Below are 25,935 nucleotides of genomic sequence, written 5' to 3' on the forward strand. Positions count from 1 at the left end.
AATTCGGTTGTTTTTTATTTTGCAGCTTTTTTAGATTCTGGTAAATAATGAATAATTACACGTTGGTTTTTGTTTAGATACTTTTTAGCAACATTACGAATATCCTCTCTTGTTACAGATTGATAAATTTTCAATTCTTCGTTGATTTTATTTGTATCTCCGCCCAACATATAAGCATCCGCTAAAGCATGTGCAATGTTTTGAACACCCGATTTTGAAGCCACAAAACTATTTTCAATTCCATTTAAGATTTTTTGGTAATCCTCTTCAGAAATCAAATTTGTTTGAACTTTTTCTATATCTTGTTGTAAATCTCCTTCTAATTTATCCAAAGAAACTTCTCCTTGTGGTAAAATTCCGATTGAATAAATTCCGTAATCTTCCATTTGACGATTGAAAGCAAAAATTTGTAATGCTTCTTTTTTCTCGTCAACATATTTTTTATATAAAACTGATGATTTTCCACCTGTTAAATAGCTTGATAACATTTCTAATGCATAAGCATCTTTTGATTTGTTATCTGGCGTACGATAATTAATCGCCAATAAAGGAATCTGAATATTTGCATCATATTCTGTTGCACGAATTTCTGATGTAATTGGATCTTCCTTTACAACCGTTTTCACAACATCTTTTCCTCTTGGAATTACACCAAAATATTTCTCAATTAATTTCTTTGCTTCGTCTTTATTAAAATCACCCGCAACAACTAATACAGCATTGTTTGGCACATAAAAAGTTTGACTAAAGTGTTTGAAATCATCTAATTTCGCATTACTTAAATCCTCAAAAGAACCAATTACACTCCAACGGTAAGGGTGTTTTTTGAAAACGTGAGGATTAACTGCTTCTCCGTACGAAAATTTACCATAAGGTTGATTGTCTAAACGAGAACGTTTTTCTTCTTTTACAACTTCTTTTTGTGTATCGACACCAATTTGATTGATAATTGGTTGACGCAAACGATCAGATTCCATCCATAATCCTAATTCTAAATTATTTGATGGAAAAGTTTCGTAATAATATGTTCTATCTGTTGTTGTATTCGCATTGTTAGAACCTCCGTGAGAAGAAACAATTTTGAACCATTCCCCTCTTTTGATGTTCTCTGTTCCTTCGAATAATAAATGCTCAAAAAAGTGTGCAAAACCTGTTTTACCAACTTGCTCATCTTTCGAACCTACGTGATACATAACACCTGTTGTAATAACTGGAGCAGAATTATCTTGATGAAGGATAACATGCAATCCGTTTGGTAGAGTATACTCATCAAATTTTATTTGCTGACCAAATAACGCTGATCCTGCAAATAAGATAGACATAAAAATTTTCTTCATTTAGTAGTTTTTAAGTTTTTTATCTATTATGCTTATGTAACATTAGTAGCAGTTTTTTTGAAAATGTTACACCAAATTTGCATAATAATTAAAAAAAGTAAAATAATACACGTCTATTGATTTAGTAGGCATTTGTATTAATTTACAACAATATTTCATAATATACCTATAGTAATTGTTATTGTATTTGCTATAGATTTGTAAAAATCGAGAGAAAAAAAATGGATTTTATAGAGTTTTTTGGTTTTGTAGGCGCCTTCTTCATCGGACTAATTATGGGAGTTCTTGGTGGTGGTGGATCTATTTTAGCCGTTCCTATTTTAGCGTATATTTTTCATTTCGACGAAAAAATTGCTACTGCTTATTCATTATGCATCGTTGGATCAACAGGATTGATTGGAGGAATAAAGCAAGCTTCGCAAAAAATGGTTGATTGGAAAGTCGTTTTTCAATTTGGATTACCAGCTGTTGTTGGAATTACATTGGTTCGGGCATTTTTAATTCCTGCTCTACCAAGTAATTTATTTTCTATAGGCGATTTTATCGTCACACGTCGAATGGCAATGTTTGGTTTATTCGCTATTCTAATGGTTTTCGCAGCTATTTCTATGCTAAAAGGCAAGAAAGAAGAGCAAATTGATCAGAAAAATGATAAGCTAAATCCTGTTTTATTAATTCAAGGATTTTTAATCGGAGGATTAACAGGAATGGTTGGTGCTGGCGGAGGTTTTTTGATTGTTCCGGCATTAATGATGGTTGCAAAATTAGATATGAAAAGAGCTTCGGCAACTTCATTGGTAATTATTGCCATCAATTCACTTATCGGATTTTTTATTGGTGATGCTTTACACATCAAAATTGACTGGAGTTTCTTGAGTGTTTTCATTGGAATTTCTATGGTTGGAATTCTTGTCGGAACCTACATCAACAAATTTTTACCGGTACAATTTCTAAAGCGAACATTTGCTATCTTTATTATTTTAATGGCAATTTTTATGTTCATCGAAGAATTTATAATTCAATAATTTAAAGTATGGAACTGAACGAAAATTTTTGGAACGATAAATACACCACAAATCAAACTGGTTGGGATTTAAAAGCTCCTTCTACTCCGCTAAAAGAGTATATCGATCAATTAGAAGATAAAAATATCCGTATTTTGATTCCTGGTTGCGGAAATGCTTACGAAGCAGAATACCTTTTGGAACAAGGTTTTACAAATATTACGTTGATTGACATTTCGGAAATTGTAGTCGAAAAAATTAAAGAAAAATTTAAACATAATCCCAATATCAAAGTTCTTCATCAAGATTTTTTTGAGTTAGATGGTGAGTTTGATTTGATTTTAGAACAAACTTTTTTCTGTGCGTTAGATCCAAAATTACGTCAAAGTTATAGCATCAAAATGAATGAACTACTAGCCGAAAACGGAAAATTAGTTGGTGTATTATTCAACAGAGAATTCGGAAATGACACGCCGCCTTTTGGAGGTGATAAAACTGAATATCAGACGTATTTCAACGATTATTTTGATTTCAAAGTCATGGAAAATTGTTACAATTCTATTCCACCAAGAGCAAAAACTGAATTATTTATTAATCTAAAAAAGATTGCCAAATAACCTATGATTTCATTCATAAATTTTAGGCTAACTATCAATCTTATTTGAGTTTAAATAGAAGAAAAGTATCAGAATTCATCCATCAGAGGAAAATTCTAAATTTAAATATTTGTATTTTTACACACTAAATCATTCTTATGAAAATTGAACAAATTTACACCGGATGTCTTGCGCAAGGTGCTTATTATATAGAAAGCAATGGTGAAGTTGCAATTATTGATCCGTTGAGAGAAACACAATCTTATATCGATCAAGCGACAAAAGACAATGCAAAAATCAAATACATTTTCGAAACGCATTTTCATGCAGACTTCGTTTCTGGACATGTAGATTTAGCTCAAAAAACTGGTGCTACAATTATTTATGGTCCAACTGCTGAACCAAATTTTGATGCACACATCGCAACTGATGGCGAAGTTTTTTCTTTAGGAAATATAACTATTACAGCTTTACACACGCCAGGTCATACAATGGAGAGTACAACGTATTTATTGAAAGATGAAAACGGTAAAGATTATGCAATTTTTACAGGAGATACTTTATTTATTGGTGATGTTGGTCGTCCAGATTTAGCTCAAAAATTAAATACAGATTTAACGCAAGAAAAATTAGCAGGTTATTTATTTGATTCTTTACGAAACAAAATTATGCCTTTAGCTAATGATATTATCGTATATCCTGCACATGGAGCGGGTTCTGCTTGTGGAAAAAACATGAGTAAAGAAACTTTTGATTCGTTAGGACATCAAAAAGAAGTGAATTATGCTTTGAATCCTACTATGACAAAAGAGGAATTTATTACTGAATTAACTTCAGGATTAATGCCTCCTCCATTCTATTTTCCAGAAAATGTGATGATGAATAAATTGGGTGTTGAATCTTTGGATGTAGTGAAAGAACGTGCGAATAAAGCTTTATCTCCTGACGAATTTATTCAAGTTGCGGAAGATACAAATGCTTTAATTTTAGATGTTCGCGACCCGCAAACTTTCGCAGCAGGATTTATTCCAAATTCTATCAATATCGGAATTAGAGGAAATTTTGCACCATGGGTTGGTACATTAATTACAGATATCAAACAACCAATTTTGTTAATTGCAGAAATTGGTGAAGAAGAGGAAGCAGTAACACGTTTGGCTCGCGTCGGATACGACAATGTAATCGGATTTTTGAACAATGGTTTCCAAGCTTGGGTTGAAGCTGAAAAAGATTTCGATGAAATTGTTTCGGTTTCTCCAGAAGAGTTTGTAGAGTTAGTTGACGAAACTGAATTAAAAGTTTTGGACGTTCGTAAACCAGGTGAATACGAAACTTCTCACGTAGAAGGTGCAATTACAGCTCCATTAGATTTTATCAATGAATCAATGAAATTAATCGATCCAGAGGAAACCTATTTAGTACATTGTGCAGGAGGATATCGTTCGATGATTTTTACTTCAATTTTACGCGCTCGTGGTTACGAAAATTTGATTGACGTTGCTGGAGGTTTTGGTAAAATAAAAGAAGTTGAAGGTGTTAAAATTGTAGAAGGAACTTCTCCTTGTCAATCAGGAAATAATTCTTGTTCAACGAAATAAACAATTTATTTTAAATAATAACGTTATAGCCTTGGGATAATCAAGGCTTTTTTTATATTCGTCATCTAAATTCATCCAATGAAAAAATTGTTATTCATCGCCTCTCTTTTTACATGTATTACCGCTTTTGCTCAACAGAAAATACATGGAGCTGAATCATTTGCGTTAACTATTCCGAAAGATTTTCAGCGTACAGTTGGGTTAAATGATTATGCAACTATTCAGTTTGAAAGTCTTGCTCCAAAGCCAAATTCGTATGGTTTTGTGATTTTTGAACACAAAGATGAATTAAAATTAGCAGATTCTAATTTGGATATGATTGATTATACGCTAAATTCTATCGAGCCATATAAAACACAAAAAGGGTTTAATTACATCAAAAAACCTTATGTTGCTTACGAACAGGGATTCAATTATGCCTATACCGAATTTGAAACAAATGATCCCGAATCTGGACATATTTATTTCCTACAAACTGTAATCGAAACGAAAGAATTTGTCTATCAGATTTTACAATATTGCAGTTTCGAAAATCAAGAAATAATGAAAAGCGATTTTGTCAAAATTGTAAATAGCTTCAAAGTAGAATAAAACTTATAATTTTTTAAAAAAAACAATACTTTATATGAAGAAAATTTTATTGGCTTTTACGCTAATGTTATGTCTTATGAACAATACAAATGCGCAGTCAACAATAATTGGCTCTGAAACTTTCTCTGTAAATTTACCAGCTGGATATCAGCGAACAATTGGTACAAATGATTTTTCTATAGTACAATGGGAAAATAACGACAGTACAGCTTATGGTTTTATCATTACTGAAAATATTGATGAATTAAAACTAGGTAATATTTCTGATGATTTAGCTTCTTACATGGATATAACGGTTTCAAATTATTCTAGTAATCCTAAGTTTAAATCTTTAAATACAAAACAATTTAAAACAAGTAAAGGAAAAGAAACTTTTCAAAAACAAATTAGTTATTACAATGAAGAATTAGAGTCTAATGTTTATCTACAAATCAATATTTTTAAGACAAAAAATTTCATCTATCAAGTAGTCAATTTTGGTAGTGACGATTTCTTAAAAAATTCAAAAGAATATACAGATTACATTATCAATAATATCGATTTACCTCTTTAAAAATCATAAAAAAACCTTCCTATTTCGGAAGGTTTTTGTTTTTTTGTTCTATCCAAAGTGACATATATTTTGTACTTTGATGATGATGATGTTGCAAAATTTGACCAATAAAATTTAGATTTCGATGTTGGATTAAATTTGCTTCAATCGATTTAATTTTCTCTAAAAAATCAGTTTCAAATTTAGTTTTATTGTAATTTTCGTTCAGAATTTTGACTCCATTTTGTTGAGCAATTTTCCACTCTTTCTCATTATTGTAAAGCAAAACAGCTTTCTCTACAAACGCTTCAAAATCATCTTCTACAAAGCCATTCCAATCAAAATTACCTTTCATTGCTTCTGCTCCAATCGTCGTTGTAACCGAAGGCGTTCCGGTTTGAATCGCATCTACAAACTTTCCTTTTACACCAGCACCAAAATTAATCGGCGCCAACAAAACTTTGTAATTTGACATCGTTTCTTGTGCATTTTCAGCTCTATTTTTGATAAAAAATCGTTCGGAAGGATTATTTAATTGCAAAACTTTTTGCGTTGCATAAGCACCATAAATATGTAATTCAGCTTTTGGAAGTTTCTTTCTCAAAATTGGCCAAATTTCTTTTTTTAAGGTTTGAACACAATTAAAATTAGGTTCATGAATAAAATTTCCGATAAACATAAAATGTTCTCTTTCTTCAAAATTTTTCCAAGAATAGATTTTTTCTTCTGTAATTTCTTCTTCTAAAAAAGGCAAATAATACAAGATTTTTTCATCAATTTTAAATTGATTTTGTAGAATTTCTATTTCCTTTTTCGAAATTATCAATGATAAATCACAACGTAAAATTGAAGCAATTTCTCGTTTTGCTAAATCTGAAAACAATATATCTTCTGTAAATTCAATTCCTTTTTTGGTTGCTTCTTGTCGCGCATTTCGTAGAAAATGTAAATCTTCTGTATCCAAAATTTTCAACGCATTTGGACATTCTTTCGAAACGCGCCAACCATATTGTTCTTCAATCATAAAACGATCAAAAAGAACAATTTCGGGATTTAATTCTTTGACAAAATCATCAAAACTTTCATCATTTAACTGAATTTCAACTTCTTTTACACCTTTCGAAATCAAATCAAAACTATAATCAGATTTTGAAGCAGCGCACGCAAAAGTTATCTCAAACTCAGCTTTTTTGAAACAATCAATTAACTGAATCATTCGAGTTCCTGCCGCAGAAGAAGTTGGTTCTGGCCAAACTTGACCGATGATTAAAAGTTTTTTCATCCCACAAAATTACGCTTTCTGTTTGTTAATCGGAAGATTAAATATTATGCGCCCAATTGGCTTATTTTAATGTAAATTTGCAGCTAAAATTATATAAAATGTCTTATCAAACTGTTTTTGAAGAATTTTTCGAGCAAGTAAAATCAAGTATCAAAGAAGGAACTTTTGCAAAATTGACAATGGCCAAAACTATTGGAGATACTGATCTTAAAAATATTTTTGTTCGTTTACATCTTTTAGAAAATAATGAGTACAATTTTGCCTTCACTTTTCGTTATAAAACTGAAGAAGTTGAGCAATTTCATAGTGTTGACCAGACTTTTTTAATTTTGAGTTCTTACATCAAAAATCCATTTACAAACGCTTTATTATTTACAACTGAAAAAGATTTGATTTTTAAAGTGAACAAAAAAAATGCAGCAAGTTTAACGGAACAAGCACCAACTTTCAAACATGCATCGGATGTGATGTTAGAAATGATTGAAAAGAAAATCATTTAATAGACGATTTTTCACATTCAATCTTTAAACAATATAATTTCGTAAATTTGGACTTAATATTTTTCGAAAAATGCTTGGATTAAAACTTTTGACAGACCCACGTTGGGCTGATATTGCGGAAAGAAATTTAGAAGAAATTTTAACAGATCATGCGTGGTGTGAGCAAAAAGCGGCAACAAACGCGATTACAATGATTGCGTATAATTCTGAACATGACGAATTTATTCAAGAAATGTCAGATATTGCCATCGAAGAAATGCAACATTTCAAAATGGTTGTAGAAATTATCGAGCGTCGTGGATACAAATTAGGTCGCGAGCGCAAAGATGATTACGTTGGTCAGTTGATGAAATTTTGTAAAAAAGATGGTTCTCGTAATATGGCTTTTGTGGATCGTTTGTTATTTGCAGCGATGATTGAAGCCAGGAGTTGTGAACGTTTCAGAACATTATCTCAAAATATTAATGACGAAGAATTAGCAAAATTTTACTATGATTTGATGGTTTCGGAAGCAAATCACTACACAACTTTCTTAAATTTTGCTCGAAAACTTTCCACTGATGTTGATGTGGACAAACGTTGGAAAGAATGGTTGGATTTTGAAGGAAATTTGATTCAATCTTACGGAAATAAAGAAGCAATACACGGATAGAATTTAGATAAAAAAGTGAAATCAAGGTTTGATTTCACTTTTTTATTCGACATAAATCAATCGACAAGGAACGTCCAAATCTTCCGTCAAATAATAACTACAACACAAGCGATGATAACCATCTGCAATGATTAATTCGTTTGCAGATCGCACCAATAAAATTGGAGAAAGCTTTTTATTTGCTTTTATTTTTTTGAAATTCTCTTGAACATGCCTATTCTCCAAAGGAAGTAAACTCAATTTACTCGCTCTGAAAATATCTTTGGATTTTTTTATGATTGTTTCGGCTTCCGATAATTTTTGAGCAAGTGAAGCAGCTATTTCAGGCTTAAAAATTAACTCCAAATAATCTTGCGCAGCAGGAAAATCGTGGTCTTCTGGTTCATCTAACCAAATATTTTTGTCATCTGTTAGGTTTATCATTCTAATTAAAATTGATAGGTTTTTATAATTTTATCATCTAATAATTGTTTCATCAACATTTTATGTTGTTTACTTTTACCTCTAACCAACCAAGTTGTAGAAACATTTCCATCTGTAGCATGTTGCTTAGCAACCGAAAATTTTAAATCAAATTTTTTAAATAATGTTTGGCAATATTCATATTCCTCTTTCGACTTTGTGAGAATTGTATAATTTTTAATTTTATGGTAATCATCAATATAATTTTGAAGATAAGTTAATCCAACCAAAATAATCAAAACGATAACACTTCCCAATAAACCTAAATAGACATAACCCGCGCCAATACACATTCCCAACGACGCGGTCGCCCAAATAGTAGTTGCGGTCGTAATTCCTGCAACTTTATTATCGTCCTTAAAAATTACTCCGGCTCCTAAAAATCCAATTCCCGTAATAATATTTGCTGCTAATCGATCTGGGTTTCCTACTCCAATTCGGATCGAAAGAATTGTAAACAAACAAGATCCAAAACTAACTAAAATGAATGTTCTTAATCCGGCAGATTTGTTGCGATATTCTCTTTCCGTACCGATCAAAACGCCAATTATAATCGATATACAAATTAAAATCAAATCATTTTGAACCGATTTTGCTAAAAATTCTTCCATAACAGAATATATACATTAATTAAATATACAAATTTGATATTTTATTAACTATCCTACATCAATTTAAATCTAAAATTCTATACGTAAATTTGACTAAATCTAAAATAGTATGGAATTAGGAATAGGAATGTTTGGCGATCTACATATTGATTCTAAAACTGGTTATACGCAAACTCCTCAACAACGTATGAGCGAGATTATAGAAGAAGTAAAATTGATGGACGAAATTGGATTAGATTTCTTTGGAATTGGAGAGCATCATCGTCCTGATTATGCAGTTTCATCTCCAGAAATTATTTTGGCTGCTTTGTCTACAGTTACAAAAAATATTAAGTTGGGAAGTGCCGTTTCTGTCATCAGTTCTACAGATCCTGTAAAGTTATATCAAGATTTTGCAAGTGTTGACAATTTATCGAATGGTCGTGCTGAAATTATGGCTGGACGCGGTTCATTCATCGAATCTTTCCCTCTTTTCGGTTATGATTTAAACGATTACGATGCTCTTTTTGATGAAAAACTTCGTTTACTTTTAGATTTAAATAATAACGAAGTAATCAATTGGCGCGGAAATTTTAGAATGCCAATTATTAATCAAAGTGTTTATCCAAAACCTGTGCAAGAAAAACTACCTATTTGGATTGCTGTTGGCGGAACAAAATCATCAATTGTACGTGCTGCAACATTAGGTTTACCTATTATTTTTGCGATTATTGGAGGCAATCCAGCCGATTTTAACTATCTGTTCGAAATTTATAAACAAGTTTATATCGAAAATGGTCATGATATTAAAACGATGCAAATTGGCGTTCACATGCACTCTTTTTTTGGAGAGGATAGCGAAAAAGTTGCTGAAGAATATTTTCCAATTTATGGTGCACAAATGAATAGAATTGGAGCAAGTAGAGGTTGGCCAAAATATACAAAACCACAGTTTGACTATGGACGTTCTACGAATGGACATTTGATTGTTGGAGACGCTTCTTTAGCGGTTGATCGTATTTTGAAATATCAAGAAATGTTTGGTTTAACTCGCTTTTCTGCTCATATGGATGTTGGAGCACCAAATCATTTGGATATGATGAAATCTATCGAAATTTTTGGGAAAGATATTTTACCAAAAGTTAAAGAGGCAACAAAATAAATTTTAAATATACTGACAAAAGACACGAATCGTTTTCGTGTCTTTTTTTATTTTCGTTAAAATTGAATGAATGAAGAAAATATTAGCCAGTTTTATTGTTTTAGCCAACTTCGGTGTACAGGCGCAAGAAAGTAATTTTAGGACTTGGAGTACCTTAAATATCAATCAAAAAATCAATAAAGATTTTAATTTTCAATCGGATATACAATATCGTTCGTACGAAGATTTAGATCAATTACAACAACTTTTGATTCGAGGAGGAATAGGATACAATTTAACCGAAAATAACAATACAATTTTAGCTGGTTACGCCTACATTCAAAACAGAACTCCTACTGCTACAGATGATTATGCTCATAGTCACGAACATCGTTTGTATCAACAATTTAATACAAAACATGCGTTACAACGTTTTAATTTTGCGCATCGATTTCGTGTTGAAGAACGCTTTTTAGAAAATGATACACAATTTAGATTTCGTTATCAATTGACTGCAACTGTTCCGCTAAATAATGCAAAATTAATCGAAAATACTTGGTATTTGAAAGCGTATGACGAAATTTTTTTACAAGCTGTAAAAGACAAAACGTTTGATAGAAATCGACTTGGTTTAAGCTTTGGATACGTTATTTCGCCAACTTTTAGTTTGGAAGCTGGTTATATGCTTCAAAGTCAGAAAACATCGCATACCGATCATTTGATGATTGGATTGACGATTAATAATCCGTTTTAGATTTTAAGAAATAACGAAAACTTATGTAATCGATTTTCTATTTAATGGTAATTCTTTTTAATTTTTGTTCTGAAATAGTTTATCTTAGTTAACTTGATTTACACTTAATTATATGAAAATTTCACTAAGTCTTTTAATAACATTTCTACTTTTTTCTGCACAAACAAATGCACAAACCGTCTTTAGTGTAAATCTAAAAAGTAAGGCTGATGTAAAAGTATTTGTGGTAAAGACAGAAGCACAAGCAGATTTGAAAGTTTTCAAATTAAATTCTTCTTCCAAAGCAGACAGTAACAACGGAAAATGGTTTTTCACAAAATATGAAAGTCAAGCAAAATTCAACATCTATTTTGTAGATTTAGCCAGTCAAGCAGATGTAAAAGTATACTTTGTGAAATATGAAAGCCAAGCTGGATGGCGAAACAAAAGTAAAATGTATTATTTTTATTGATGAATCAATAACTTTATTAAAAATAGCTTACTAATTACTCTATAAAATAAGACCAGGCTATATCAAATCTTCCTCGTCTTTCTGCTACTTTAAGCCTTTCTCCTTCAAAACTTGAGTAATATTTTCTATAATCTACTTTAATCTCTTTTTCTATAAATGTATTGTTCCAATCTTCAATAATTAAATAATAGTTTGTTCCTCCTTTTACTCTATATTCTTTTTTTTTCAAAATTTGAGTTTCATAAATTTGAGGAGCCGATCTATCATACTTACAATTAATGAATATGACAGAATAAAAAGAAAATACTTCGATTAATATTATGATAAAAACATTATAAACGAAAATTTTCTTGTTGCAAATCAATATTTTAAATTGATTTAAATAATAGATTGTTAAAATTAATAACGCGATAACAATGGAAGGAATCCATACATTTTTATAATCTAAAACATTAAAATCTATAGCGGTTCTAATGATTAACCCAAAACAAGAGCACATAAAACCTATAGAAATTGTTGGAAGATTTGGTCTAATTTCAGGCTCGATTGAGATCAAACCTCGATAATATCTAACTAAAATGATGCAAAAAATAGGATAAACAAAAGATAAATAAATTAAAATTTCATTGAAAAGCTGAGAAACGAATGTACTCAAACCTAAAATGCATCCAATAATATTAATTAATAAAGCTGTTCTTCTCAACAACTTTAAATCAGTAAATTTTTGTTCGATAATAATTAAATCTAAAAATTCATAAAATCTAAAAATCCGCTCAATGAGCGGATTTTTAGATTTGTAATAACATATATCATTTCCTATTAAGCCTCACAAGAAGAACAAGAAACTAAGTTTGCAACTAATTCCTTAGAAACTGATTGTGAACGTTGATAGTACAATGTTTTAACTCCTAATTGCCAAGCTTCGATCATCAAACGGTTAACTTCCTTCACAGGTAAATCTGGTGGAATATTTAAGTTTAATGATTGCGATTGATCTACATATTTTTGACGAATCGCTGCTTGTTGAACAATTTCTAATTGAGAAATTTCTTTGAATGTTTTGAATACATCTTTTTCCTCTTTTGTCAATTGCTCTAAATGTTGCACAGATCCTCCATTCAACATGATTTCGCGCCAAATATCCTCGTTATCGATTCCTTTTTCACGTAATAATCTAGTCAAATATTTATTCTTACGCATAAAGTTACCTTTCGATAAACCTGCTTTGTAATAATTAGAAGCAAACGGCTCAATTCCTGGAGAAGTTTGTCCTAAAATTGCAGAAGAAGATGTAGTTGGCGCAATTGCACAAGTTGTTGTGTTACGACGTCCGTAACCTTTTAAAACTTCTGGTTCGCCATAAATACGTGCTAATTCTTCCGAAGCTTTATCTGCTTTAGATTGAATATGCTTGAAAATTTCTGTTGTACGTAATTTCGCTTCCATTCCTTCGAAAGGAATCATGTTGCGTTGTAAATAAGAGTGCCATCCTAATACACCTAAACCTAATGCACGGTGACGTTTTGCAAAACGATTAGCAGACTCTAAATAATGATTTCCTTCTGTTTTTTCAATGAATTCTTGTAAAACTGCATCCAAGAAGAAAATTGCTAAACGTACTGCTTCTGTATCTTTCCATTCGTCGTATAATTCTAAATTCATAGAAGATAAACAACAAATAAATGATTCGTCCGCAGATGAAGGCAACATAATTTCTGAACAAAGATTAGAAGCATTAATTGACATTCCTAAATCTTTGTAAACCTGTGGTTTATTTTTATTTACATTATCTGTAAAGAATAAATATGGTAATCCTTTTTCTTGACGAGACTCTAAAACTTTCGCCCAAATTTGACGTTTATCCGCATCTCCATCAATCATTTCTTGCATCCAATAATCTGGCACACAAACACCATAAAATAAATTCTGAATTGAACTTCCGATCGATTTAATTTTCAAAAATTCTTCGATATCATCATGGTCAATATCTAAATAAGCAGCAAAAGCTCCACGACGTGTAGAACCTTGAGAAACCACATTCATCGCCGAATTGAACAATTCCATAAACGAAACAGCACCACTACTCTTTCCGTTATCTGTAATTGCTGCTCCACGCTCACGCAATTCACCAAAATAACCAGAAGTACCACCACCGATTTTAGTTTGCATGATAACTTCTCCTAATTTATGCGTAATTCCCTCGATACTATCTGGAATATGAACATTGAAACAAGAAATTGGTAAACCACGCTCTGTTCCCATGTTTGCCCAAATTGGAGATGATAAACTCATCCAACCTCTTTCTATCATTTCTTTGAAAGATTCTTGCAATTCTGGTTTGTATAAACGCTTTGCAGCCGCAGCTGTAATACGATCTATAGCTCCTTCAACTGTTTCTCCTTTCAATAAATAACCTCTATTCAAAATTTGTTCAGATTCAGAGTTTTTCCACCATAATTTTGGTGCTTCACCGTCAAAAAATATGTTTTGAATGTCGTCGTGTGGTATTGGATTCTCCATAGCTTTAGAATTTATAATGATGTGATATTGTTAAATAATTTTATTTATAGTTGTGTTTTTGATGAAAAGTTTCGGCGGTTTAAAATAAATCGTCTGCTGAAATACTTTTGTCGTGTTTAGTATAATCTACTGGTCTTTTTGCGAAGAAATCGTCCAAGCTACTTGCAAAAACTTCTTCCTCAAACCAAGCCATCTGTTTATATTGTTCTTGTGAAATATGAAATATTTTTTTATATCCAATTTTAGCAATCGCTTCATCAATACGGTATTTCATATAGTTTAATAAATCTGCTTTTGAGTAATAACCAAATTCTCCTTTCTCGAAAATCCAATCCAACATCATTTCTTCTTGATCGATATAACCACGAACAGCAGTTTCTACCCAGTTTTGATCTAACTCTTCTGGTAATAAACCTTCTTCACGAATTTTATTAATCAAATAAATCCCAGCATTTGCGTGAATTTGCTCATCTGTAGATGTCCAAGCAATGATGTTTGCTGTATTTTTCATTAAACCGTCAAAACGTGTAAATGCCAAAATATTTGCAAATTTCGAGAACAACGAACTATCTTCGATCACCAATGCAAAGAACAATAATTTCTCTACAATTGATTTGCTCTCGTCGCGCATAATTTCGCCAACAAACGTATTATAGCTTTTGAAAATTGGATTTTGTAAGGCTACATTAAACTCATCCAAATAACCATTTACCTCCAAAATACGCGAATATGCTTCACTGTGTCTAAACTCACATTCTGCAAAAGTAGCACCTAATCCATTCAATTCTGGTTTTGGAAAATAGTGATACAAATCTCCCCAAAATCCTTTTACCGTTACCTCAACTTGCGCAATTGATAAAATAGAACGTTTGTGAATTTCGCGTTTCGCATCATCTAAATTAGCATGATAATCTTGGATATCCGAAGTAAAATCTACTTCTCCATGTACCCAATATGCTTTTTGGATTGCTTCTGTAAAGGTTAAAATTTCAGGATATTCAAATGGTTTATAATTTACCCTTTTATCAAAAATAGACATAGTTTTTTGGACTTTTTAGATTAATAAACTTTGGTAAAAACGATTTTTTCTTCCAAATAAATTAAAGTTGGTTCTTTTATTTTATTTAGAAATTTGAACCTCAATAGGGTTACATTTTCGTTTCAATTACTCATCGATTCTTTCAAAATTAAGATAAGATTTTACAATTAAAAATTTTGTAATCTTAAAAATTAAAAAGGTTATCAACAAGTTGTTAATTACCTGATTATTAATCGATTATTTTCATATTTTTATTCGTTATAATTTAATAATTTTTATCAAAATAACAACTATAACTTGGATTAATTTTCTATAATTTAACACAAAAAAATAGGCAAGCCTTGTTGTAGACTTGCCTAAAGAATATGATTAAGCTCTAAATTTTATCTTGCAATATTTACTGCACGCGTTTCACGAATTACAGTTACACGAACTTGACCTGGATAAGTCATTTCGTTTTGAATTTTATCTGAAATTAAGAACGATAATTCAGCTGCTTTTGTATCATCAACTTTATCACTTTCTACAATCACACGCAACTCACGACCAGCTTGAATCGCGTATGCTTTTTCTACACCATCAAAGTTAAGAGCCGTAGCTTCTAAATCTTTTAAACGTTGCATATACGATTCCACAACTTGACGACGAGCACCTGGACGAGCACCAGAAATTGCATCGGCTACTTGTACAAGTGGTGAAATTAAAGAAGTCATCTCAATTTCGTCGTGGTGAGCTCCAATCGCGTTAATTACATCTGGATGTTCCCCATATTTTTCTGCCCATTGCATACCCAAAATTGCGTGAGGCAATTCAGATTCTTGCTCCGGAACTTTACCAATATCGTGTAATAAACCTGCACGTTTCGCTAACTTAGGATTCAATCCTAATTCCGCAGCCAACGTTCCTGCTAAGTTTGCCACCTCGCGAGAGTGTTGCAATAAGTTTTGACCATAAGAAGAACGATATTTCATTCGTCCAACGATACGAACCAAATCTTTGTGTAAACCATGAATTCCTAAATCTAAAATTGTTTTCTTACCAACTTCGATAATTTCGTCCTCGATTTGTTTTGTTGTTTTCGCAACAACTTCCTCAATACGTGCTGGGTGAATACGTCCGTCCGTTACTAAGCGATGCAAAGACAAACGAGCAATTTCACGACGAACAGGGTCGAAACAAGAAAGGATAATCGCTTCTGGCGTATCATCAACAATCACCTCAACTCCAGTCGCAGCCTCAATTGCACGAATGTTACGTCCTTCACGACCAATGATACGTCCTTTAATTTCGTCAGACTCAATATTAAATACAGAAACCGCATTCTCAATAGCTTGCTCTGTACCAATACGTTGAATAGAAGAAATCACAATTTTACGCGCTTCGCTTTTCGCATCTAATTCAGCCTCTTCCATAATTTCTTGGATATGAGCTTGTGCTTTAGTTCTTGCTTCGTCTTTTAAGACTTCAATCAGTTCGGCACGTGCTTCATCAGCAGAATAATTCGAAATTTTTTCAAGGATTTCTACTTGTTTTTTGTGCATCGTATCCACTTCTTTTTGCTTAATATTAAGCTTTTCTGTACGTGCTTGTATATTTCCTTTCTCAGATTTAATCTGATCTTTTTGTTTCTGAATTTCTGCTAAGTCCGTTTTGATTCTCTCTTCACGTTCTTTTACTTTAAGCTCAGCATCAGCTACTTTTCTTTCACGTTGATTAACAACTTCTTCGTGTTTAGATTTTAATTCTAAAAATTTCTCTTTGGCTTGAAAAATTTTCTCTTTTTTAATGGCTTCACCATCTTTCTCAGCATCATTAATCAAATTTTGTGCTTTGCGAGTTGCTTCGTCAATCAGTTCTTGATTCTGTTTATCAACTGATTTTTTTGATAAGAAATATCCCACCGCTGCACCTATGATTAATGTAACAATTGCAATAATTATTGTCATAATTGGGTCCATAGATTATGTAATGTTTATATATAAAAAAACCTACATTAGTAAAGTATGTTTTGAGTTAACTCCTGTAAACAGGATTTGAGTTAGTCCGTCAATCAAGTATCCGCTGTCAAATAAATGAACCTAAAAGGTTGCGGCCCGCTTTCCGAACGGTGTTCACTCGGTAACAAAACTAGTGTTGAGTTAACCAAAATAGCTAGAACTAATGTAGGAATATTGTTTAGTGGACAGTTTCACAACTGTCAGAACTTCTCTTATTTTGCAATTGACTGATCAATCAATTCTAATAACTTCGAAATGCGCTCTGTAGTCATTTCTTCGTTATCTTTCACTTGCTTTTTCAGCTTTGCTTCGCGTAAAGCTAACTGAATTGTCACCATTGCAAGCGCGTCTTGTTTGTCAGAAACAGCGTACTTTTGTTCAAATTGTTTCAAAATACCATTTATTTCTTCTGCACAAGAAAGTAACATTTCTTCCTCGTCAGAATTAATCGTCATTGGATAATGACGTGAAGCAATTTTTATCTCAATTCGTTGAGTTGACATTCTTTTTATTAATTATTAGTTTTAATTTGAGCGATGCACGTATCGACTTCTTTTATTAATTTGTTCATTCTTTGCTTCATCATTTGTTTGTACTCCTGATTTCCGCTCATTGCATTAACGACTTTTAATCGTTTTACCTCCTCATTTAAATTTAAGTTATTCGCTTGCGAATCTCTCAATTTATTTTTCAATCGGGCATTTTCTTCTTTTAGAGAATTGATTTCATTTTGCAATTTTTCCAATTCTTGTATCGAGTTTTCAGCGCCCTTCAATATATCTTTATAATTCCCAAGTTGGCCTAAAACACTTAAAACTTTGTTTTCAAGTTCATTAAATTTTACCATTTTTTCCATCTCCTGAGAATTTCAATTATTCTAGCTTCTATTGCAAAAATAGTATTTTTTTACTTCTAATCAATACAAAAACCTAAATATTATCAGTTTTTTCTTATTCATTTGACAAATAGAGATTTACTTATATTTTTTGTTTCGTTTCTCTATTCTTCACTACTTTCACAACATACTTGATACTAAAAAACAAAAACAATACCGAAAGAATAGTTGGCAGAAATTGACAGAAAATAATCAAAATTGATTTGAAATAATACATTCCATCTTTCCAACTTTGTTTTAACTCATATCCTAAGTTGATTTCTCTATAAGCTTTCAGATCGGTTTGTGGTAAAATATTCGTTACAACTCGTGGTTCTTCTGATAATTGATACGCAATAGTCGCATAAGAAGTCGCATCATTTATCAACGCTTTGTTGACTTTATTTTCGATTTGTTGCGAAATTTTAACTGCTTTATTGTTTTCATTTTTCAACTCATTCTCATATTTCTCGAAGGTCATTTCTTCATTATTAATTAAAATATGATCGATAATAATTCCTTTCTCTACTGCAAATTTGACATGCTCGCGCAATTTATTTGACGGAACTTTTAATTCAATCAAATAAGAACGTTGAATTTTATCTATTTTCTTAACACTTTCTTCCGATAATTCAATTTTATCCGAATCTAAAATTTGATTATTCATTTCGCTATTCAACACAAAACCATTCAGTGCAATCGCATTTTCTTCAATTTGAACCGCATCTTTCATCGCATCTTTTACTTTCATTTCAATCAACGCATTCGATTTGAAAGTCTTCCCTTCTACTTCTGGATTTGCGGCATTAGAAACTGCAACTTCTTCTTTCGCATCCGCAGCCAATTCTGCATTACTTTCCGAACTCTTGTATTGTTTACAACTTGTGATAGAAGCAACTATAAAAAGTGCTAAAATAATTTTTCTCATAATGATGTTTTTTAATGTTTGATTTAAAATTAGTTGCATCATTTTTCAATCATTCACCAAAATCCTTTTCTTTTACTTGTTTATTATTTTACAAATACAAAATACTTATAATCAATTATTTAATTTTATTTTACAAAGATTTATCTTCAAATAATTTTCAGAAATTCAAAAGATTAAAGATGTTTGTAAAAGAATTAGTTTACTTTTAACTGATTTGTTAATTATTGAAAAGAAAAAATGAAAGTGATTAAGCCAATTTTACTAAACTTATTACTAAGTTCTGTTGTTTTTGGACAACGAACTGAACAACCAAAATCTGAAACATATCCAAAAAATATCTTCCAAAATCCTTTAGAAATTACCAATTATTTGGCTGGAAATTTTGGAGAATTACGTGCCAATCATTTCCACGCTGGGCTTGATATCAAAACTCAACAACGCGAAGGTCTGAAAGTAAAAGCGGTTGGAGATGGTTATATATCTCGTATTAATATTTCGCCAACTGGTTACGGAAATGCACTTTATATCGATCATCCAAATGGATATACTTCTGTTTATGCGCATTTGAGAGAATTTACGCCAGAATTGCAGGAATATGTCCGTAAACAACAATATGCGAATGAAACGTTTAAGATCGAATTACATCCAAAACCAAACGAACTTCCTGTTAAAATAGGTGATTTGATTGCGCTTTCAGGGAATTCTGGAGGTTCTGGAGGTCCACATTTACATTTCGAAATTCGTGATACCAAAACGGAAGAACCAATTAATCCTTTTTATTTTGGTTTTGATTTACCTGACACACGAAAACCATCTATTTTAGGTTTGTACGCTTATCCAATTTATGGTGATGTGAATCAAAAAACAAATAGAATTGTTGTAGCAAATGGCGGAACAATTTCTGCTTCTGGCGCAATAGGTTTTGGTGTAAAAGCATATGACAAACTGAATGGAGTTGAAAACAACAATGGTATTCATCAAATAAATATTTATGTAAATGATGACCCGATTTATACGTTTACTTCTAATCGTTTTTCGTTTGATGAAGCGCGAGCTATAAATACAGTTTGCGATTATGCCGATATTCAGAAAAATAATAGTTGGGTGTATCAAGGTTTTGTAAAAGATGGAAATCCTGTCAGAATGTATTCTAACCTAAAAAACAATGGAATTTTAGAGCTTGAAGACGGAAAATCGTACAAAGTAAAAATTGATGTTTCTGATTATGCTGGCAATTTATCTTCGCAATCGTTTACTGTTAATGGAAAAGCATTTGTAGATTCTGCGAAACTTCCTGAAACAAATCCAATGTTGTGGAACAAAGAAAATCATTTCAAATCTGATGGAATCGAAATATTTTTCCCTAAAAATATCTTCTATGAAGATTTTGATTTAGCTTATAAATTCTCGAATGGTAAACATTGGGTTGGCGATTATTATATGCCAGTTCATCAAACTTACACGTTAGCGATAGAGCCAACTGCTGATATTCCTACTGCACAATTGGACAAAGCTGTTATTGTGCGAGAATATCAAAAAAGAGGCGCTTGGAAAAAAGATTATTTAACAACAGACCTCAAAAATGGGAAGCTTGTTGCGAATCCAAAAGATTTTGGCGTTTTTTCTATTTTAATTGACAATACTAAACCGACAATTACTCCGTTAAATATCAAATCAGATAGTCAATTTACTCAAGCTAATGCTATTATCAAATTTACAATTGATGATGCACAATCTGGGATAAAAGACTATAAAGCTTATATCGATGGTAAGTGGGTTTTAGCCGAATATGATCAAAAAATTAAACGATTATCAATTAATTTGAACAAAGAACAGATTTCGGTTGGTGACCATCAATTAGAATTAAACGTGAAAGATGAAAAAAACAACACAGCAACGTACTCTACAACATTCAAAAAGATTTCTTAGTACCATAAGTTTATCTCTTTTGGGTGGAATTTTATTTGCTCAAACAGCGCAAATTAATGGTAAAGTTGTCGACGAAAATAGAATTCCAATTAGTGAAGCTGAGATTATTGTCAACGATCAATCTTATTTTACAGATCAAAATGGTAATTTCAAAATTGATATTCCATCAAATTCTTCCGTTACCGTAACTTTTAACAATAATGGTTATCATTCGTTTGCACAAACGTTTACGCTAAAAGATAAAAACAAAAAAGAAATTTTTGTTCAATTAGTTCCTGATCAAACCAATGCGATAGAATTAGGTGAAGCAACAATTTCTTTTCAATCCAATAAAAATAAACCTTTGCAAAGTACCGTTTTGAGTGCTGCGCAAATGCAACAAGGACCAAGTTTAACTGGCGGAGTTGCCGATTTATTAAAAACATTACCTTTCGTAAATTCGAATACAGAATTGAGTTCGCAATACATGGTTCGCGGAGGAAATTATGACGAAAATTTAATTTACGTTAACGGAATCGAAGTTTACAAACCTCAATTGATTCGTTCTGGTGAACAAGAAGGTTTAGGCTTTGTAAATCCTGCGATGACGCAATTTATCAACTTTTCTGCTGGTGGTTGGGAAGCCAAATATGGCGACAAAATGTCTTCTGTTTTAGATGTTACCTACAAACGTCCAACAAAATTTGAAGGTCAATTAGAAGCTAGTTTAATGGGCGGAAGCTTGACATTAGGCGGAGGTTCTAAAGACAAAAAACTTTCGGCAATTGTTGGAGCGCGTTATCAAAACAGAAATTTAGTATTAAATACCTTAAAAGGTGATACCAATTTCAATCCTGAATATTACGATGTGCAAGCCAATATCAATTATAAATTAAATGATAAATGGAATGTTGCATTTTTGGGAACAATGTCGCGTTCGCGCTACGAAATGTTCCCTATAAAACGTGAAACTTATATCAATACAATGGATACTCCCTTGTTGCTAACTGTTTTTTATGACGGAAAAGAAGATGATAAATTTGCGACAGAAACAGGAAGTTTATCGTTTACGTATCAACCAAATTCTAAAGTAGATTTAGGGTTAGATGTTTTTGCTTATCATTCGAAAGAGCGCGAATATTTTGATATTCAAGGTTCTTATTTCATTTCCGAAGTAGACGAAAAAGGCTTTGCAACTTCTACGAATGATGTTGGTTCGCAAATCGATCATGCACGAAATAATTTTGATGCATTAGTTGCCGGAATTCAACACAAAGGAAAATACAAAATCAACGGAAACAATGATATTGAGTGGGGTGCAAAATTTCAACAAGAAGATATTCGTGATTTATTGGGTGAATGGCAAGCGATTGATTCGACAGGATATGTTGTGAATCCAAATCCTAATAATGGTCTGAATTTAAGTTATTATGTGAATTCTAAAAATAATTTAAAAACTAATCGTATTTCTGGTTATGCGCAATACACGAGCAAATTTATGTGGAATGATGCGAAAGTGATGTTCAATGCTGGTGTACGTGCGGCTTATTGGGATTTTAATGAAGAAACAACCGTTTCGCCTCGTGCTCAAATCGCGATCAAACCAGATTGGGAAAGCGATATGTTGTTCCGTTTTTCGACAGGTGTTTATTATCAACCTCCTTTCTATCGCGAGATTCGTCGTTTAGATGGTTCGTTAAATGATAAAGTAAAATCGCAACAATCTATACACTTTATTTTTGGAAACGATTACGAATTTAAATGGATGGATCGTCCGTTCAAATTAACAACTGAGGTTTATTACAAAATCTTAAATGATTTGAATCCGTATTATGTGGACAATGTGAGAATTCGTTATACAGCAGATAACAACTCGAAAGGTTACGCATATGGACTTGACATGCGTTTATTTGGGCAGTTTGTTCCTGGTATTGATTCTTGGTTCTCGGCTTCATATGCGCGTGCTTATCAAAATATTGATGATAAAGGAAATATTCCATTACCGACAGATCCACGTTTCAAATTATCGGCATTTTTCCAAGATTATATGGAGTTTTTACCTTCCTTCAAGGTGAATGTGAATTTAATTTATGCTTCTGGTTTACCAAACGGAGCACCACAATTTGCAGATCCATATAATTATCAAACAACGCTGACAGATTACAAACGTGTAGATATTGGTTTTGTGAAAGAATTGATTAATCAAAAAGAATTGAAACCATCAAAAGGAACATTTTGGAGTAATTTCAAAGAAATTTCGATTGGTGTAGATGTATTCAATGTGTTTGATATCAAAAATGAAATCAGTAATTCATGGATTCGTGATGTAAATTCGAGTGCAGTTTATACGATGCCAAATTATTTGACAGGACGTTTCTTGAATGGAAAAATTAATTTTAAGTTTTAATATAATTTTTAAAACCCTATGTCAAGTTGAATTCATTTCAACTTCGCATCCTCAGTAAAGCTAACAAGATGTGTTTCTGAAACAAGTTCAGAATGACACTTAGAAACATAAAAAAGATAGTTGTTAAACTATTAATATAATCTATCGAACCTCAAATCAAAAAAACTTTATACATTTACCGAAGCACTTCTCGCGACAGAAGTGCTTCTTTTTTATTTAAAATCTGACAAAACGACACATAATGGGCATTGGCAAACTATTTGATTCAATCAGAAACAAAAAAACTAATAAGAATATGTCTGACCAAAATATACACGAAGAATTAGAGAACGAGAATCTTCAAGAAAACGTTCAAGAAAGTGATAACACTGTAGAACAACCACAAGAAGAAACTGCTGGAAAGTCAGAATTAGAAATTGTTAAGGAACAATTAGCAAAAGAAAAAGACCAATATTTACGTTTATTTGCAGAGTTTGATAACTTCAAAAAACGTACTTCGCGCGAACGCATGGATATTTTCAAGACAGCAAACAAAGAGGTGATTACTTCATTATTGCCTGTTTTAGATGATTTTGGACGCGCAATCAATCAAATTGAAAAATCTGGAGACGACAACTTACTTCAAGGAGTTGAATTGATCAATAATAAATTAGTAGAAACGTTACGTGCAAAAGGTTTGAAAGAAATGGAAGTAAAACCTGGAGACGATTTCAACACAGATTTACACGAAGCAATTACTCAAATTCCTGCTCCAACAGAGGATTTGAAAGGTAAAATTGTAGACGTGGTAGAAACAGGATATTTATTAAATGATGTAGTAGTTCGCTACGCGAAAGTTGTTGTTGGATTATAATTTAGATTAAGAAAATGTCATCAAAAAGAGATTATTACGAAATATTGCAGGTCGAAAAATCTGCAACATCAGAGCATATCAAGAAAGCTTATCGTAAACTTGCCATCAAATATCACCCTGACAAAAATCCTGGTGACAAAGAGGCAGAAGATAAATTTAAAGAAGCTGCAGAAGCTTACGAAGTTTTAAGCGACGACAACAAACGTGCACGTTACGACCAATTCGGACATGCAGGAATGGGCGGAGCTGCTGGCGGAGGATTCGGCGGTGGCGGCGGAATGAATATGGAGGATATTTTCTCTCATTTCGGCGATATCTTTGGAGGCGGAGGATTCGGTGGTGGATTTGGAGGTCAATCTCGTGGTCCACGTCGAATGAAAGGTTCTGATTTGCGTATTCGCGTAAAATTGAACTTAGAAGAAATGGTGAACGGTTGCGAAAAGAAAGTAAAAGTTAAACGTTTCAAACAAGCAGATGGCGTTACATCTAAAACATGTCCATCTTGTGGCGGTTCTGGACAACAAGTTCGTGTTACCAACACATTTTTAGGACAAATGCAAACGGCTACAACTTGTGGAACATGTCAAGGAGTAGGAAAAGTTGCAGATAAAATTCCTTCAGGAGCAAATAATCAAGGATTAATCAAAGTTGAGGAAACAATCGACCTTAAAATTCCAGCTGGAGCAAGAGAAGGAATTCAATTGCAAGTTCGCGGAAAAGGTAACGATGCGCCTTTTGATGGTATTCCTGGTGATTTACTTGTTTTGATTGAAGAAGAAGAACACGACACATTAAAACGTGATGGAAACAACTTACATTTTGATTTGTATGTTTCTATTCCGGATGCTGTTTTAGGTGCTTCAAAAGAAATTCCGACTGTTAATGGAAAAGTAAAAATTAAAGTTGACAAAGGAACTCAATCAGGAAAAGTATTACGTTTAAAAGGCCAAGGTTTACCAGATTTGAATGGTTACGGAAAAGGTGATTTATTTGTGCATGTTAACATTTGGACACCAACTCATTTATCGAAAGACCAAGAAGCGTATTTTGAAAAAATGAGAGACGATGATCATTTCTCACCAGAACCTTCGAAAAATGAAAAATCATTCTTTGAACGTGTAAAAGATATGTTTCAGTAATTGAAAAATATATATCAAAAAAAATCCATCTCAAATGAGATGGATTTTTTATTATGATTTGTATAAGCTAATCCGATTTTATACTGGCCGAAGCATAGTATCAACTTAATTGAAAAATATGATATCTTTGATTGTAGAATTAAACACCATCGAATATGACAAACATATACTTATATGAAAAAAATAATTTATTTATCAATAATCGTTTTAACTTCATGTCATTATAAAAATGATGAGTTAAAGATTCTTAACAATTCGAGTTCTTCTTTATGTTATGAGACTGTAATCTTTAATATAAAAGATAGTATGTATTATTTAGGTCCAGCTAGTGATAAACTAGCTACAGAACAAATAAAATCTCCTATTGTTAAGACTTCTATCCGAAGTAAAATTAATAATGAAAAATATAATGGAATTCTGTATATTTATTTTCTTCCCTGTAATAAAAGAGAAGAATTTTGGAACAATACAGATTCTATAATGAAAAAACAAATTGATAATATTAAAATGTTAAAATTCACGGAAGAGCAATTAGATAGTATAGATTGGTTAGTGATATATAATTAGTGGTTAATATTTCAATTGTATTTTTCCTCTACAATTATCTTTTATTTAAAAAATTAACTATTTATTAATTCAGTTCAATATATAAATGTCCGTTACTGAGTGTTTACTCTAATTATTAATGAGTTGATTTAGCTTTTTTAATCGCTTTTATAATTAATCTTTCTCAACAAATGTTATCGTAATAATCTGATGGCAATTATTAAACCTAAAAAA

General features: G+C 31.9%; 26 protein-coding genes. 15 read left to right on the forward strand and 11 right to left on the reverse strand.

The genetic code is table 11. The features are described from left to right. Positions 1-14: 14 nt before the first annotated feature. Positions 15-1,337 (reverse strand): M16 family metallopeptidase, encoded by a 1,323-nt coding sequence (locus tag B4H69_RS10940; protein ID WP_180906235.1) that lies wholly within the window; start codon positions 1,335-1,337, stop codon positions 15-17. Between the two features lie 221 nt (positions 1,338-1,558). Here B4H69_RS10940 and B4H69_RS10945 point away from each other — a divergent pair, with 221 nt between their 5' ends. The 5 genes from B4H69_RS10945 to B4H69_RS10965 all read left to right on the forward strand — a co-directional run bounded on the left by B4H69_RS10945 (position 1,559) and on the right by B4H69_RS10965 (position 5,679). Beyond that, entirely contained in the window at positions 1,559-2,362 is an 804-nt protein-coding gene (locus tag B4H69_RS10945) for a sulfite exporter TauE/SafE family protein (RefSeq protein ID WP_180906234.1), read from the forward strand. Between the two features lie 8 nt (positions 2,363-2,370). Continuing rightward, entirely contained in the window at positions 2,371-2,958 is a 588-nt protein-coding gene (locus tag B4H69_RS10950) for a methyltransferase domain-containing protein (protein ID WP_180906233.1), read from the forward strand. A 137-nt stretch (positions 2,959-3,095) separates the two neighbouring features. Next, entirely contained in the window at positions 3,096-4,535 is a 1,440-nt protein-coding gene (locus tag B4H69_RS10955) for an MBL fold metallo-hydrolase (RefSeq protein WP_180906232.1), read from the forward strand. Positions 4,536-4,613: 78 nt separating this feature from the next. Continuing rightward, positions 4,614-5,126, forward strand: coding sequence for a hypothetical protein (locus B4H69_RS10960; protein ID WP_180906231.1), 513 nt, complete (start codon positions 4,614-4,616; stop codon positions 5,124-5,126). Positions 5,127-5,160: 34 nt separating this feature from the next. Continuing rightward, positions 5,161-5,679, forward strand: coding sequence for a hypothetical protein (locus B4H69_RS10965; protein ID WP_180906230.1), 519 nt, complete (start codon positions 5,161-5,163; stop codon positions 5,677-5,679). Between the two features lie 19 nt (positions 5,680-5,698). Here B4H69_RS10965 and B4H69_RS10970 read toward each other — a convergent pair whose 3' ends face one another. Continuing rightward, positions 5,699-6,940 carry a glycosyltransferase gene (locus tag B4H69_RS10970; RefSeq protein ID WP_180906229.1) on the reverse strand — a complete coding sequence of 414 codons (1,242 nt, stop codon included), beginning with the start codon at positions 6,938-6,940 and terminating at the stop codon, positions 5,699-5,701. 98 nt (positions 6,941-7,038) lie between these two features. On the opposite strand from B4H69_RS10970, the gene B4H69_RS10975 reads away from it, so the two are divergent. Together B4H69_RS10975 and B4H69_RS10980 are read left to right on the forward strand one after the other, a co-directional pair. After that, positions 7,039-7,440, forward strand: a complete 402-nt coding sequence (locus tag B4H69_RS10975; protein ID WP_180906228.1) for a hypothetical protein — start codon at positions 7,039-7,041, stop codon at positions 7,438-7,440. Positions 7,441-7,510: 70 nt separating this feature from the next. Continuing rightward, positions 7,511-8,092 (forward strand): tRNA-(ms[2]io[6]A)-hydroxylase, encoded by a 582-nt coding sequence (locus tag B4H69_RS10980; RefSeq protein ID WP_115001228.1) that lies wholly within the window; start codon positions 7,511-7,513, stop codon positions 8,090-8,092. A gap of 42 nt (positions 8,093-8,134) precedes the next feature. Here B4H69_RS10980 and B4H69_RS10985 read toward each other — a convergent pair whose 3' ends face one another. Beyond that, positions 8,135-8,515 (reverse strand): hypothetical protein, encoded by a 381-nt coding sequence (locus tag B4H69_RS10985; RefSeq protein ID WP_180906227.1) that lies wholly within the window; start codon positions 8,513-8,515, stop codon positions 8,135-8,137. Positions 8,516-8,520: 5 nt separating this feature from the next. Continuing rightward, on the reverse strand, positions 8,521-9,165 hold the full coding sequence (locus tag B4H69_RS10990) for an MgtC/SapB family protein (protein ID WP_180906226.1): 645 nt from the start codon (positions 9,163-9,165) through the stop codon (positions 8,521-8,523). A 109-nt stretch (positions 9,166-9,274) separates the two neighbouring features. Here B4H69_RS10990 and B4H69_RS10995 point away from each other — a divergent pair, with 109 nt between their 5' ends. The 3 genes from B4H69_RS10995 (at position 9,275) to B4H69_RS11005 (ending at position 11,490) form a co-directional block, all read left to right on the forward strand. Further along, on the forward strand, positions 9,275-10,306 hold the full coding sequence (locus tag B4H69_RS10995; protein ID WP_180906225.1) for an Atu2307/SP_0267 family LLM class monooxygenase: 1,032 nt from the start codon (positions 9,275-9,277) through the stop codon (positions 10,304-10,306). A gap of 70 nt (positions 10,307-10,376) precedes the next feature. Continuing rightward, positions 10,377-11,039, forward strand: coding sequence for a DUF2490 domain-containing protein (locus tag B4H69_RS11000; RefSeq protein ID WP_180906224.1), 663 nt, complete (start codon positions 10,377-10,379; stop codon positions 11,037-11,039). Positions 11,040-11,151: 112 nt separating this feature from the next. Next, positions 11,152-11,490, forward strand: coding sequence for a DUF6150 family protein (locus tag B4H69_RS11005; RefSeq protein ID WP_280045967.1), 339 nt, complete (start codon positions 11,152-11,154; stop codon positions 11,488-11,490). A gap of 34 nt (positions 11,491-11,524) precedes the next feature. Here B4H69_RS11005 and B4H69_RS11010 read toward each other — a convergent pair whose 3' ends face one another. The 7 genes from B4H69_RS11010 to B4H69_RS11040 form a co-directional block, all read right to left on the reverse strand. Next, positions 11,525-11,719, reverse strand: a complete 195-nt coding sequence (locus B4H69_RS11010; RefSeq protein ID WP_180906222.1) for a hypothetical protein — start codon at positions 11,717-11,719, stop codon at positions 11,525-11,527. A 590-nt stretch (positions 11,720-12,309) separates the two neighbouring features. After that, positions 12,310-14,010, reverse strand: coding sequence for a ribonucleoside-diphosphate reductase subunit alpha (locus B4H69_RS11015; RefSeq protein ID WP_180906221.1), 1,701 nt, complete (start codon positions 14,008-14,010; stop codon positions 12,310-12,312). A gap of 79 nt (positions 14,011-14,089) precedes the next feature. Further along, positions 14,090-15,049: a ribonucleotide-diphosphate reductase subunit beta gene (locus B4H69_RS11020; RefSeq protein WP_180906220.1), complete on the reverse strand. Its 960-nt coding sequence runs from the start codon at positions 15,047-15,049 to the stop codon at positions 14,090-14,092. 383 nt (positions 15,050-15,432) lie between these two features. Continuing rightward, positions 15,433-17,007, reverse strand: a complete 1,575-nt coding sequence (gene rny, locus B4H69_RS11025) for a ribonuclease Y (RefSeq protein ID WP_180906219.1) — start codon at positions 17,005-17,007, stop codon at positions 15,433-15,435. Positions 17,008-17,258: 251 nt separating this feature from the next. After that, positions 17,259-17,549 (reverse strand): cell division protein ZapA, encoded by a 291-nt coding sequence (locus B4H69_RS11030; protein WP_038335658.1) that lies wholly within the window; start codon positions 17,547-17,549, stop codon positions 17,259-17,261. An 8-nt stretch (positions 17,550-17,557) separates the two neighbouring features. Continuing rightward, positions 17,558-17,902, reverse strand: coding sequence for a hypothetical protein (locus B4H69_RS11035; protein ID WP_019975371.1), 345 nt, complete (start codon positions 17,900-17,902; stop codon positions 17,558-17,560). A gap of 121 nt (positions 17,903-18,023) precedes the next feature. Beyond that, a complete protein-coding gene (locus B4H69_RS11040) occupies positions 18,024-18,848 on the reverse strand; it encodes a hypothetical protein (RefSeq protein ID WP_180906218.1) in 825 nt (274 codons plus the stop codon). Positions 18,849-19,085: 237 nt separating this feature from the next. On the opposite strand from B4H69_RS11040, the gene B4H69_RS11045 reads away from it, so the two are divergent. The 5 genes from B4H69_RS11045 to B4H69_RS11065 all read left to right on the forward strand — a co-directional run bounded on the left by B4H69_RS11045 (position 19,086) and on the right by B4H69_RS11065 (position 25,722). Next, complete coding sequence (locus B4H69_RS11045) at positions 19,086-20,777, forward strand: M23 family metallopeptidase (RefSeq protein WP_180906217.1); 1,692 nt, start codon at positions 19,086-19,088, stop codon at positions 20,775-20,777. Further along, on the forward strand, positions 20,725-23,163 hold the full coding sequence (locus B4H69_RS11050) for a TonB-dependent receptor (protein WP_180906216.1): 2,439 nt from the start codon (positions 20,725-20,727) through the stop codon (positions 23,161-23,163). The genes B4H69_RS11045 and B4H69_RS11050 overlap by 53 nt, the downstream gene beginning before the upstream one ends. Positions 23,164-23,458: 295 nt before the next feature. Beyond that, positions 23,459-24,016, forward strand: coding sequence for a nucleotide exchange factor GrpE (locus B4H69_RS11055; protein ID WP_038335626.1), 558 nt, complete (start codon positions 23,459-23,461; stop codon positions 24,014-24,016). Between the two features lie 14 nt (positions 24,017-24,030). Next, positions 24,031-25,155: a molecular chaperone DnaJ gene (gene dnaJ, locus B4H69_RS11060; RefSeq protein ID WP_180906215.1), complete on the forward strand. Its 1,125-nt coding sequence runs from the start codon at positions 24,031-24,033 to the stop codon at positions 25,153-25,155. 174 nt (positions 25,156-25,329) lie between these two features. Next, positions 25,330-25,722: a hypothetical protein gene (locus tag B4H69_RS11065; RefSeq protein WP_180906214.1), complete on the forward strand. Its 393-nt coding sequence runs from the start codon at positions 25,330-25,332 to the stop codon at positions 25,720-25,722. Positions 25,723-25,935 lie beyond the last annotated feature (213 nt).

Origin of the sequence: Empedobacter sp. UBA6745, from assembly GCF_002453775.1 — a bacterium.
Classification (GTDB): Bacteria; Bacteroidota; Bacteroidia; order Flavobacteriales; family Weeksellaceae; genus Empedobacter; species Empedobacter falsenii_C.